Origin of the sequence: Thalassolituus alkanivorans, assembly GCF_020447205.1 — a bacterium.
Taxonomy (GTDB): domain Bacteria; phylum Pseudomonadota; class Gammaproteobacteria; order Pseudomonadales; family Oceanobacteraceae; genus Venatoribacter; species Venatoribacter alkanivorans.
In genome coordinates this window covers 18,767-31,394 of the sequence record NZ_JAJAEL010000039.1, presented here as the reverse complement: position 1 = coordinate 31,394, position 12,628 = coordinate 18,767, and the positions used below count along the sequence as shown (strand labels likewise).

Genomic DNA, 12,628 nt, shown 5'->3' with positions numbered 1-12,628 from the left:
AATTAGTCTCCAGTTATCCTTCGGCCTGCAGCAGCGGAATCTGCACGGGCTGATGCGGATTAATTTCGTCATCACTCAGGTAGCAGGCCGGATCTTCAGCCCAGGGATTTCCTGTCATCTGAAAGGCACGTACACGGGTATTTCCGCCACACAGATTCAGGTATTGGCAGGTGGCGCAGCGTCCTTCCAGCGGGCGGGGGGTCTGACGCATTCCCTGCATCAGCGGATCTGTGGTATTGCGCCAGATATCACTGAAGGGACGTTCGCGGACATTGCCGAGATTATGTTTCCACCAGAAAGTGTCCGGATGAACCTGGCCAAGGTTATCGATGTTGGCGATATTCACACCGGATGAATTCCCTCCCCACTGCACCAGCTTTTGCTGTAGCAGATCGGCACGTTCAGGGTAGTGTTGCCGTGCCCACATCAGCAGCCAGACACCATCGGCATCATTATTACCCGTGACGTACTCACGGTTTTTACCGGCTTTAAGTTCGCTCTGGCAGCGTTCAAATAAATCCGTCATTACCCTGCGGGTAGTGTTCAGGAAGGCATCCTGTTTACGGTTACGCCCTCCCCGTCCGGCATAATTCAGGTGGGATAAATAAAATTTGTCGATATCCAGCTGATCCATAAGATCCAGCATGGCGGGCAGCTGTGGTGCATTTTCTTCCGTCAGGGTAAAGCGCCCGCCCACCCGGATACCATGTTCACGGCACAGTGCCATCGCATCCAGAGAGGCACGGTAAGCTCCCTTCATCTGCCGGAAGCGGTCATGGGTTTCTTCATCGCCGTCCAGACTGATGCCAACGTAATCAAACCCCGCCGCCGCCAGCTGCTGAATATTGTCACGGTTGATCAGTGTGCCATTGGTGGATAATCCAACATAAAAACCCAGCTCACGCGCCTTCTGCGCAATATCATAAATATCCGGCCGCATCAGCGGTTCACCGCCGGAAAGTATCAGGGCCGGTACCCGGAACTGGCGCAGATCCTCCAGTGTGCGGAATACTTCTTCTGTGCTCAGCTCGCCGTGGAAGTGGGTGTCAGCCGAGGTTGAATAGCAGTGTTTACAGGTCAGATTGCAGCGCCGGATCAGATTCCAGATCACCACCGGGCCTGGCGGCTTGCGTGCCGGAGGCAGCGGCTGATCCGACAGTAGCCACTCCATCTGCTGAGTCAGTCTGAACATAAGAACCTCCGGTTATTGCGATGTGCCGGCCAGACGAAGACCGGTTTTTTTCAGAATTTGACTGCTGTACAGCACATCATGGCGATGACAGCTGTCCCCCAGCAGAGTGCGGATGCGGCTCACCAGTTCTTCAACCTGTTCGCGGCTGGTGCCGTGTACCATGGCAAACAGGTTATAGGGCCACTGTTCACCTTTGGCCGGACGCTGATAGCAGTGGCTGACATAGCCGCTGGCGGCCAGTCTGGCCCCGGCTGCGGACAGCTGCTGCGGATCGATTTCCCAGACACTCATGCCGTTAAAGCGATAGCCGATAGCGTAATGATTCGGCACCAGCGCAATACGCCGGATCACACCGCTATCCTGCATTTGCTGCAGGCTATCCAGCACCTCCTGTTCACTGACACCTAACTGCCGGGCCAGCTGCAGATAGGGTTTTTCATGCAGCGGCAGCCCCTGCTGGGTCAGCTGCATCAGGCGTTGCATCAGAGGACTGAGCACAGACTCAGACCGGCAGATAGAGCTGCACATAAAACTCCTGCTCCTTGGGAAAATTCAGCATTTCGCAACCGCTGGCTTTTTCCAGCTCGTCCAGTACGCAGGCAACCTGCTGCGGCTGTTCGCAGGCCAGCACAAACCACATATTCAGCCAGTGCTCACGCCGGTAGTTATGGGCAACCTCATGGCGGGCATTAACAATTGCAGCAACCTCGTCAAATCGGTGTTCATCGACGTGCGTGGCAACCAGCGTAAAAGCGCCACCGGCACGCTCAATCTGAAACATCGGGCCAAAACGGGTGGCCAGGCCGCAGTCGAGAAACTGCGTTATGCGTTCCAGAATCACCGCCGGTGTTGTCTGAAGTTCTTCCGCCAGCTGCTGAAAAGGCTCTGAACAAACAGGTAATCCCTGTTGCAAACGGTTGATCAGCGCCCGGTTCAGCTCATCGCTGAGCAACGTCTGATATGTTTCAGTTACCATTGGCCGCACCTTTTGCATCAGACTCAAAATAGTCGCCACCACACTGCTTAAACTGCTGCCGGCTGAACAATATTTGAAAAGGAAAAACCGACAGACCCAGGCTCTGGCGCAACTGCGCAATCTGCTGCAACACCTGATCGCGACAGCGGCCATGAATCATGCAGAACAGGTTGTAATGCCAGCCGGGACGCCGCGGACGCCGGTAGCAAAGTGACACACGGCCACTGGCAGCAATGGTTTCACCAACCAGATCGACCTGCTCTGTTGGAATATCAAATACCAGCATGGCATTGGCGTTGTAGCCCAGCTGATGGTGATCGACGATGGCCCCCATACGTCTGATCAGCCCCTCCTGCTGCCATTGCTGAATCCGTTGCAGAACCTGCTCTTCACTCAGCCCTGTTTGCTGCGCCAATACCCGGTACGGGCGGGAGTCGAGAGGCAATCCCTGCTGCAGCAGGAATTTCAGTTGTTGCTCAGCGTTTTGCACAGACATCATCCGCGCCTCCATTCCAGTTCAGCGGAAATCCGAGGTTGATGTGGTAAGCCTGCTCCATTGGCAGCACCAGTACCGGCCACGGATGACGCTCACATATGGCTTCCAGACGTTGCTGCAAAGCCTGATCATGGCTGGCCGTCAGCACAAACCACAGATTGTATTGATGCTCCCGCTCATAGTTATGATTGATGCCGGCAAAGGTATTCAGGCTGAGCGCTTCCTGTTCCAGCTTGTCAGCCGGAATCGCCATCGCCACCAGCGTACTGGCTCCGGCACGGTGATGATCGAATACCGGGCCAAGACGTCTGATCAGACCCCGCTGAATTAAATCGTCTATAGCAGCAATAACATCGGCTTCGTTGCTGCCCAGTTCGCTGGCCATATCCTGATATGGCGTCAGTGATGACGGCAGGTGTTGCTGGTAACCGTCAATAATGGCCCGCTGTAAATCCGTCAGAGCCGGAGCCGTCATACTCATCTCCTCTTAAAGACCAATGACATGAGCACGGCGGGTCAGAAAAATACCACTCGGACTGTGAACCGGCAGAGTCGCTTTTTTCTCATAGGTGGCAGTGTCATAAAGCTGTACCTGATGATCGTCCCGGACCGATACCCAGACCTGCTCACCACGGGGAGAAAATTCCATATGCAACACTGCAGTACCGGGATTAATGGTGCGTAATAAACTGAAGTTTTCCGCATCAAGAACCTGGACCTGATTATTATCGGGGAAAGCAAAAGAGACCCATATTTCACGGTCATCCGGACGGGCCATAACAAATACAGGTTGTCCGGCAACCGGAATATGCGCCACCTGTTGCCAGGTATCACTGTCAATTACCAGTACCTGATGATGACCGACTCCCGGTACAAATAAATAATTACCAGACTGAGCCCAGCCCTCGAGATGCGGCATTTTGTATACCGGCAGGCGCTGGTCCTTGTTGCCATAATCCGGCAGAACCCGTACCGGAGCCTGCTGCGGATGCCAGAGATCAAGGCGTGCCATACCGGGTTCACCAAACAAACCCGCCACATAAAAACGGCCATTATCGGTAATTAATGCATCGTATGGTTTTTGCCCGATATTTTTATGACGGCGAATATCCCATTCACCATCAACAGCGAAGTGTGAGAAATCCGCGATCCAGATTTCATTGCCATCAAACAGACTGAAAACAAAGCGATTACCAGGCGCATCAACCAAACCAACCGTTTTTGACGATTTTTCTGCGCCACTTTCGTCGGTGTAAACCGCCGGAATATCGGCAACAAGTTCCAGTGTTGCCGCATCAAACACACGTACCCCTCCGGGACTGTAATTAGAGACGGCAATCAGTTTCCCATCCTGAGAAATGGCACCACCAATACTGTTGCCACTTTGCAGAATACGCTTATCGATTTTGTTCAGAATAAGATCGACTTTAGTCAGGCCACCATCACGCCCGAATACATAGGCGAAACGTTCATCGCGGGAAAAAACAACCGACGCGTGTGATAAATCGCCCAGACCATTAATCGTGGCTACAAGGTTCTGCCCGGTACTGTTAAAAACAGCCAGACTTCCGCTTTCCCGTTCAATAATAACGCCGAGATCACCGCTGGCATAAACCGTTTCCGGTTTTTCAGACATTTGACTGCAGGCAGCATTCAGAAGCACCGTTAAGATTAAAATACAATATTTCATTGTCCGGTCTCCGGAAGAGGGCTGAGAATAATATTTACCAGATAATTAATTTCATCATCCTGCAGCAAATGTTCCCAGGGCGGCATGGCCGTACCGCTTATTCCTTTGCTGATAATATGTTGCAGATATTCAGGATCACGGCTGCGCAGATCCTGCGGCAGCAAACTGGGACCAAGCCCGCCTTTAAGCGTCATGCCATGACATGAACCGCAATCATGTTTAAGAAGATGAACCAGCCCCGCCTGCTGTTCTTTTGTAAGATCAGCCCGGGCCGGCATAAACAGCAGACAGAGCAGTGCCAGCAGCAGTATCCGGTTAACGTACATCCTGTTCACCTTGCACCCCGATCCAAACAACTGTTCCGGATACTAGCAGCCTGCTTCTTTCCAAACCTGACTCAACTCAACAACTTAAAGCCATGCATCTGCGCACAGGTGGTATTTACATACCCATTAATTTCCACAAAATCCGGAAAATCACTACCCTAAGCGTATTGCAGAAGAATCCTGAATTACGCTAATGCGATAATCGTTAATAACAATGGAGGCTTACGGTAAGCAGAAATAATGGGGCACTACACGACTTTAAAAAATAAACGCCATTCAGTGGCGACAAGCTAATCAATACCCCTGCATTGCAGATAAGTCATACAACAAACAATAAAAAAGCCCGCGTATAACGCGGGCTTTTTATGTCTGACAACTCGGTAATTACTTACCTTTTAACTGCAGCGTCTCTACCGCCTGCGTTTTAATATCCGCCGCTTTAAACAGCATCGGACGCCACTGCAGGTTGCTGTAGTTCAGCGTCTGGTCGGTGAAGAATTCCGACTCAGGATCATGTGACTGACCGTAGCTCAGGAACATTTCTGCCTCAGGGCCGTTATCACCGTATTGCAGCGCCATCACAAAGCTGGAGCCGTAGTTAATGCGGTAACGCTCGGTCGCACCATTGCCGTCTTCATCCAGTGATACCAGCGGCGAATCGGCGCGTTTGCTGCCCACCAGGTTGGTCGCCAGCTCGGAAGTTGAGCGTGATGGCACGGCACTGGAAGCCATATTAAATACGCCTTCATACGAGTTGGCGCCGGTAATCGCAATCGGATCTTTGCCTGCCGCTTTAATCACGTACTGCACCGAACCCAGCGTCGCATCCAGTGCGATATCAGCATCGGTCAGGCGTTTCGCCGCCGCCGCCAGTGCCTGCAGTACCGGGTCGTTATCAACATCACCGGCGTCAATCGCCACCAGACCAGACGGCGTGGTTGCTGCCTGCTGGGCACTGAAAGGTACGGCGAACAGGCTGTCAGACAAATCACGGTGACCGGAAACACGGAAGGCCGCAAGGAATTCACGCATCACCTGCGCACCGGTACTGTTCAGGTTGTACTTACCATCCCAGTTGGCCAGCGCGGTACAGGCGGCGGTTAAATCAAACGCCGAGCCGTTTACCTGAATGCTGTTGTGGTTGGTACAGCGGGTTACCAGTTCGTTGCGGAAGTCACCGCCAAACAGCGAGCCATTATGGGTCAGCACGGTTTCCAGCTCACTCAGGGTAAAGCGGTTATCAGCACCGGCCAGACCGGTTCCCGACATATCGCTGATCAGCTGGGCGTTGTAGCGGGTACGCGGGCTGCGCACAATCTGCTCCGGGCCGTACATCAGGCTGTAGCCGGTCAGAGGTTCAGCCACGTTGGTCAGCCAGTGGCTGCTGTTGGCGTTGTATACATAGTCGCTGCGCGTAACCTGTGGCGCCTTGCTGAACGGCACCAGACCCGGCGCTCCGGCATCACCCGTGTCGACCCACTCGTACAATGAGTTATTACCCGGTAACAGCACGCTGCCGGCGCCGTCCTGCCAGATCGGTGCTAACTGCGGGCTCTGGGAAGCCATACCCCAGTAAGCTTCAGCCTGTGGACTGAGCTGCGGTACCTGAGTGCCGTCGATATAAGAAGCCGTACCGTCATCGGCAATCATCAGGGTATTTACCCACGGAATGCCCTGATGATCGGCAAAGGCCTGGAAGAATTCTTCGCGGTTTTTCGCTTTATCCATTGCGATCCACTGTTCCAGCATGCGGGTGTTACCGGCGTTGGCATCGCGGAAGGTGACGGCCGAACTGGTTGTCCAGCCCAGTGCCGGAGACAGTGACGCCAGGTTCACCATCGGCCCGAAGTGGCTGAAGTACAGGGTGTGCGGCACATCCACCAGCGAGCCGTCGCCCTGCTTCACTTTTACCGTGACGGTTTTGCTGCTGAGCTCGCGGTATTCACCATCAAACCTGTAGCGCAGCGGATCGGCCGGATCGAGCTCCAGCTGATACAGGGTAAAGCGCTTCGACTGCGACACGGTGTGCGTCCAGCCCAGATTCTGGTTGTAGCCGATCACCACCGCTGGCAGACCCACCATGCCTACGCCGTTAACATCCAGTTCACCGGGAATGGTCAGGTGTTGCTGGTAAAAGCGCAGCTCGCCGTCCCATGGGAAGTGAGGGTTTCCTAACAGCGCAGAGCTGGCGCCATCAACACGATCACTGCCCAGCGCCCAGCCATTACTGCCAATACCTTCAGAGGTAAAAACATGACCGGCATCCAGTTGTGCACTGTCGACCGCAGCAACCGTAGCGACCGGCGGCTGTGCCGCAGCCATCGCCGCGAGGAAGTTACGTGCGCTCGACAGCCCCGCCAGATCCAGCTGATAAGCGAGCAGATCCTGCGGCGTAATGCTGGTCACCCAGTCAGCACCGCGACACGGCGACGGATATTCCTGCGGACCGGCACGCTCACTCAGCGAGCGGTTAAAGCCGGCGGCATAGCCCTGCAGCAGCCCTCTGGTCGTTGCTGATAAACCACTGTACAGCTGGGCGGCTTCAGCCGGATAATCCATGGCTTTGTAGCCCAGATCCGACAGCAGATTGGCATTGCCGCTACCGGCGCCAAAGTATTCGGACTTCTGTGATTTAAGCTTCAGCAGTTGTTCGGACAGGGTGCAGAGGTTTTCTCTGGCCTGCGCATAACCGATACCGTAACCCAGACTGGGATAGTCTTTGGCCTCAATATGCGGCACACCATGGGCGGTATAGGTGATCTGTGCTTCGTAGGAATGGCTTGCATTGCTCTTATCGTCATTGCAGCCTGTTAATAAGGCGCAGCTTAATGCGCTCAGCGCGTACAGGCCGGGCTTCTTCAGGACACTGCCTAAATGCATCGGGGTTTCCTCACTTGTTATGATTATGTGACAGGAAATAGTATTAGACGCCGGAACGACAACAGGATCGTCCGTATCGATAGATCCGACACCAAAGAAAAATAACTTTAAAAACAAACACTTAAACGTACGGTTCGATCTATCCGAACTTTAGTTGGTCTCTCTGAGAGGTATTGATGAACTACGAAGCAGGCGCCGCCGCGCTGATCGGACTGTGCCTCAGCAGTGTGCTGCTGCTGGCCACCCTGAGCTGGATGGTAAATCATGCCCACACCCGCCTGACCATCGCCTGGCTTTTGGGGCTGGCAACACTGGTGATGCTGCAATCGCTGGAGTTTCTCTATCACGCCACCGATATGTTTCTGCGCTGGCCGTTCTTTCTGAAACTGATCGACCCACTGGTTGTGCTGCTGCCACTCACATTGTATGGCTATCAGCGCGCACTGCAGGGCGACAATATTTTTCACCCGCGCAGGCAAATTCTGCTGCACTTATCTCCGGCCTTCATCGTCGCGTTAATGGACGTTCCTTACTGGAACCTGCCCGCGGCCGAACGCATCGACTGGATGCTGAAGGTACGGATCGACGAAAGCCTGTGGCAGCCTCTGGCCCCTTACGGCAACGACTACCTCGCCATTATCGCCGGACTCAGCCTGCTGTACTGGTGGCGGCAGCGCACTCTGGGCTACCAGGGACGCAAAGCCAGACTCGGCAGCTGGATTAATAAACTGCAGACCGTACAACTGATTATTGCCCTCTCGTTGCTGGGCCGTATTCTGCTCAGCCAGGGCTTTGGCTGGAACCTGTCGGTGGCCTTTGCCCTCGCGCCTACCAGCGCCTACCTGCTGTATCTGATGCTCAGCCACGCCCAGCTGCCGCAAAGCCTGCCACCACGTCAGCCGTTGGCAACGTCATCCAAACCAGACAACACAGACCCGGGCAGCGCAGACCCGGACAGCAGCAACGTCACACCAGCCGATGCCAGCGCAGCTACCGCCAACAATGCCCAGCAGGAACTCTTCGCCGAGCTGCAGCAGGCACTGGCCAATGGCGCATTCCGCGATAACGAACTGTCGCTCGGCAAGCTGGCCGGCATGTGTGGCATGACCACCCATCAGGCATCGGCGGCCATTAACCAGTGTTCGGGCAGTAATTTTTACGACTGGCTCAACCGCTACCGGATTGATGCCGCGCAACAGGCACTGCGCAACAGCGATACACCGGTGTCACGCATCTGTTTTGATGTCGGCTTTAATTCGAAGTCGACCTTTAACACCGCCTTCCGCCGCCTGAGCGGGGTTACTCCCAGTGAGTTCCGCAAAAGGCACCAATCATGACCCTGATATTTCATGATCTGGCTCTGATCCTGCTGCTATGCGTATTGCTGGCCAGTGCAGAGACGCTGCAGGGAATTGTCAGAGCTACGGTGCTGGTGCCACGGCTGGGTAAAAAAACCGCCCTTAAAATCAGCGCCATAACCGGTTCACTGTTAGCACTTCTGTTGTGCGCCTGGATGATTCCCAAAACCAGCCTGAACTCTGCCGCAGGCCTGTTGCTGGCGGGTGTCATACTGGCGGCATTTATGGCGCTGTTTGATGTACTGATTGGACGATGGGTAATGAAACTGAACTGGGAAAAAATCGGCCGGGACTTTAACCCGGCCAATGGCAATTACCTGAGTATCGCGCTGTTGCTGCTGATCACCTACCCGTGGGTGGTAATGCAGATACTAGGGCCTGTGGACACTCAGTGAAACAGGCCCTAGCTCCGTAATAATATCGGCGGGGCAGAAAAATGATCGTTCGCTGCAGCGGGCCCAGACGTATACATTCAGGCGCATAAAGTCAGACGCAATATCGGATACAGAACCAGGCTCTGCCATGTAGGAGCGGATCTTATCCGCGACCAGAATTCCGATCCCGTTTGCTGATTCCAGAGCTCAAGCTGTACGCTTCAGAACATTGACTAAAAACTCAATGCCAGACAGTATGGTTCCCAGGCCAAAAGACATAAAGTAAGCATTGCGGTATATACAAGGCTCGTTGCTCCAGGGACTGGATTTACACGCTGATCAAAATCAGTAACCCATGTACTCCACACCCCGAATTAACCATCAAACCAGGATAACGCGAAAAATAGTTTCCAAAAAAACACTCAGGAAGTAACGTTTCATCAGCTTATTAATATTCATTTATACGAAACAAAACATCAACCTTAATCATAAGAATTATTCACACCAAAAAAATAACAACAGAAGCAATCAACAATATCCTATTACTTGGTACAAAGCGATCTTCAATCGCCATTCGATAAATAATAAATTAGTTATAAGAATAATTCTAAATTCGACACGTCCCTTAATGCTTTATCGTTATTTTTTAATATGTGAAAATTAATAATTGCCAACACGCTATATTTTGCTAGCTTGAACTCTTAACTCCAAAATATAGGGTAAAATTTATGAGCTATGAGATCACTGTAAAAACAGCCTGTTCAAGTGAAGCAGGACACGAAACATCCAGAGATGGAATGATATACTTTAATTTATATGGAGATACAGGATTAAAGCAGGATGTTGCATTCTCTTCTGGAGATCATAGAGATAAATGGGTTCACTGTAGAACTGATAAATTCATATACACAGAGGATGAACTAAACAACCTTGGAAGACCATATGCTATGGAGCTCTATCTGGACCCACACGGTGATAGAGACGACTCATGGGCAGTAGAATATGTTGAAATAAGATACAACGGGAATACTTTTCGTTTTGACTTCAGAACCTGGTTAACCTTTCGTGAAAAAGGCATTGGAAAAGGATCTTGGCACATACCAGGAAAGCGTCCATTTTATGGCGTAATAGAGAGCAATATAACTCCATCAACTTCAAATATCACTAAAGTTATAAAAACAAAATGGTATGTTTTTGACAACCGAAATAGCGACTTGGATTTTCCTATAAAAACAAATACCGAAGTATCTGTATCCAGAACAGATTTTTGGGAGCACATTGTTAATCACACGCACTCAACTTCGGCAAAATTTACTATATCTTCGGGAAAAATTTGGACACCAAAAGCATCTGCTGAATTTAAATACCAATTTACCTGGTCATCAACGACAACGAACTCATCTACGGACGTTTTTAGTCAAAATATTAAAGAAGAAATTAACATCATCGTCCCTAAAAGAACTCTCTATCTTTGGTATGTTAACGTTCTTGCAGATTCAGTAGTAACAGAGTTATACGATCACGACAAAAGATTTGGGGCAGATTTTTATAATTTTCCAAGCGAACTATCAGGACAAACTGCAGCGAAACCATATTCATTTTCTGCTACTGATGCCCTAGACGCTAAAACTCAAGAAATTGTTGATGGTGCAACCAGAATAATATCCACCCCCATAAATTAACAATAATATAATTTATTAAAAATAAAATACAAATAAAACAATCAAGGTCATACCAATTATGGCCTTGATCATAAAAACATAAAAATTTTTAATGAAATTTAACTTTAAAATATGATTTTAATAACTCACAATATAGACATGATCGTAAAAATACCATATAGTTTCCCACCCCCTATAATCCTAATCTCACTGCGAACATTAAAACACATAGTTTCAGAATATAACCATTCAGAGAACACTATAAATGCCAGAATATGACTGGGTGTGCCATGTATGCGAAGCATCAAATCAGCGTCATACCGATGCCTGCTTAATCTGTCACACCAAAGCCGAATTAAACGCTCAGGATATTAGCGCCAGAAAACTTGTATACCGGATAAACAAGCTGAAATGTGAGCTTTGCGGAGAGCCTGTCGACGTAAAATTATCTGATGATGATTATAACAGCTGGCGAAATCTGTTCCGGATTCTGTATGTCGAGGCAACCTGCACAGGATGCGGACAGGAGCACTCTTTTGAAAAGACCGTTCCTTTCGCGCGGCGTTGGTACAGATCAAAATTTGGTGAAACCAAACCCCGTTGGTTTTTCTACATTTAACGGGCTGTAAGAACGTTCTTTCTGAAAATCACTTCCCAGCCAACCTATCATCCCCTCCCCATAAACCCGCGCTTTAATGTCTCCGACGGGTTTTCACCAAACAGTTGTTTGTAGTCATGGGCAAACTGGCCGGCGTGCCAGAAGCCCCAGTGGCTGGCGATGCGCTGCACGGTTACGTCGTCCTGTTCAACATCGAGAATGGCATCAGGCTGTGACAGTGCACGACGTACAGAATTTAAGCGCGATACACGTAAATAACGTAACGGGCTGATGCCCAGAATACTTTCAAAACTGTATTGCAGGGTGCGGCGGCTTACATGGGTTAATTCGCACAGTTCGGTCATGGTGACCGGTGCATTGGGGTTAGCAGCGAGGAAATCTTTTACCCGGTCAACCACCGCTTTACGCCGTGCATAGGCCGGCAGCGTACTGCTGTTGTTGTCTGGTTGTTGCAGCACTTCGAGTACGGCCATTAACAGCATGTCCTGCTGTAATGGCCCGGCCAGACCGCTGTGCTTGGGTGCCAGTAAACGCTGTAATACATAGCGCAGGGCGTTGAGTTTTTGTTCCTGCCAGCCGCGCCGTGGTGATTGCCATAAACGCGCATCAAGGTTAATGCCCTGTGCCTCAGCACACTGTGTCAGCGCCTGCTGGCTGACCACGATGCCGTAAATATCGAAGCTTTGCGGTGTTACTAATTCAAAGCCGGTGTTTCCCGGCCGGCACATTAATTCATTGCTGGCCACTTCCTGGCCGTTAATACGGCAGTCCTGTTCGCCGGCGGCAAATCCCAGCCAGACAGAATCCGGCCAGACGTTGCACTGCTGGCGCAGCGCCTGGCTGGTGTGTTCACGGAATACCTGCAAATGCTCCAGCGCCAGTTCGTCGATGCGGCCATAAAAAGCACCGTCGCTGAGCTGATCGTATTCCTGTTGCCAGTCTCGCAGGTTGTGAGCGTGCTCGTCCGCATCGGTTGCTTCGGTTATGCACCAATCGGGGGCGGTTGCATGCTGCATCGCTACATTACTGTGCGCACTATCAGATGCGACTGGGAAG

The 12,628-nt window shown here is 51.4% G+C and carries 12 protein-coding genes; 3 read left to right on the top strand and 9 right to left on the bottom strand.

What is annotated here, in order from left to right:
* Positions 1–13 precede the first annotated feature (13 nt).
* The 8 genes from nirJ to LGT44_RS15450 all read right to left on the bottom strand — a co-directional run bounded on the left by nirJ (position 14) and on the right by LGT44_RS15450 (position 7,560).
* The gene (gene nirJ / locus LGT44_RS15485; protein ID WP_230330343.1) at positions 14–1,192 is read right to left on the bottom strand and encodes a heme d1 biosynthesis radical SAM protein NirJ; all 1,179 of its coding nucleotides are present in this window, start codon (positions 1,190–1,192) and stop codon (positions 14–16) included.
* A 12-nt stretch (positions 1,193–1,204) separates the two neighbouring features.
* Positions 1,205–1,690 carry a siroheme decarboxylase subunit beta gene (ahbB, locus tag LGT44_RS15480; RefSeq protein ID WP_230330342.1) on the bottom strand — a complete coding sequence of 162 codons (486 nt, stop codon included), beginning with the start codon at positions 1,688–1,690 and terminating at the stop codon, positions 1,205–1,207.
* 4 nt (positions 1,691–1,694) lie between these two features.
* Positions 1,695–2,168 carry an Lrp/AsnC family transcriptional regulator gene (locus tag LGT44_RS15475; protein WP_230330341.1) on the bottom strand — a complete coding sequence of 158 codons (474 nt, stop codon included), beginning with the start codon at positions 2,166–2,168 and terminating at the stop codon, positions 1,695–1,697.
* Positions 2,158–2,667 carry a siroheme decarboxylase subunit beta gene (gene ahbB, locus LGT44_RS15470; RefSeq protein WP_230330340.1) on the bottom strand — a complete coding sequence of 170 codons (510 nt, stop codon included), beginning with the start codon at positions 2,665–2,667 and terminating at the stop codon, positions 2,158–2,160. The genes LGT44_RS15475 and ahbB (LGT44_RS15470) overlap by 11 nt, the downstream gene beginning before the upstream one ends.
* A complete protein-coding gene (locus LGT44_RS15465; protein WP_230330339.1) occupies positions 2,645–3,139 on the bottom strand; it encodes an Lrp/AsnC family transcriptional regulator in 495 nt (164 codons plus the stop codon). Before LGT44_RS15465 ends, ahbB (LGT44_RS15470) begins: the two co-directional genes overlap by 23 nt.
* Before the next feature lie 12 nt (positions 3,140–3,151).
* Entirely contained in the window at positions 3,152–4,300 is a 1,149-nt protein-coding gene (locus tag LGT44_RS15460) for a cytochrome D1 domain-containing protein (RefSeq protein ID WP_328296356.1), read from the bottom strand.
* A 50-nt stretch (positions 4,301–4,350) separates the two neighbouring features.
* Positions 4,351–4,680, bottom strand: coding sequence for a c-type cytochrome (locus tag LGT44_RS15455; protein ID WP_230330338.1), 330 nt, complete (start codon positions 4,678–4,680; stop codon positions 4,351–4,353).
* A gap of 384 nt (positions 4,681–5,064) precedes the next feature.
* The gene (locus LGT44_RS15450; protein WP_230330337.1) at positions 5,065–7,560 is read right to left on the bottom strand and encodes a penicillin acylase family protein; all 2,496 of its coding nucleotides are present in this window, start codon (positions 7,558–7,560) and stop codon (positions 5,065–5,067) included.
* 176 nt (positions 7,561–7,736) lie between these two features.
* On the opposite strand from LGT44_RS15450, the gene LGT44_RS15445 reads away from it, so the two are divergent.
* The 3 genes from LGT44_RS15445 to LGT44_RS15435 all read left to right on the top strand — a co-directional run bounded on the left by LGT44_RS15445 (position 7,737) and on the right by LGT44_RS15435 (position 10,974).
* On the top strand, positions 7,737–8,897 hold the full coding sequence (locus tag LGT44_RS15445) for a helix-turn-helix domain-containing protein (protein WP_230330336.1): 1,161 nt from the start codon (positions 7,737–7,739) through the stop codon (positions 8,895–8,897).
* Positions 8,894–9,313: a hypothetical protein gene (locus LGT44_RS15440; RefSeq protein WP_230330335.1), complete on the top strand. Its 420-nt coding sequence runs from the start codon at positions 8,894–8,896 to the stop codon at positions 9,311–9,313. The genes LGT44_RS15445 and LGT44_RS15440 overlap by 4 nt, the downstream gene beginning before the upstream one ends.
* Positions 9,314–10,020: 707 nt before the next feature.
* Positions 10,021–10,974 (top strand): hypothetical protein, encoded by a 954-nt coding sequence (locus tag LGT44_RS15435; RefSeq protein WP_230330334.1) that lies wholly within the window; start codon positions 10,021–10,023, stop codon positions 10,972–10,974.
* Between the two features lie 645 nt (positions 10,975–11,619).
* Here LGT44_RS15435 and LGT44_RS15430 read toward each other — a convergent pair.
* Positions 11,620–12,588: a helix-turn-helix domain-containing protein gene (locus tag LGT44_RS15430; RefSeq protein WP_225691099.1), complete on the bottom strand. Its 969-nt coding sequence runs from the start codon at positions 12,586–12,588 to the stop codon at positions 11,620–11,622.
* Positions 12,589–12,628 lie beyond the last annotated feature (40 nt).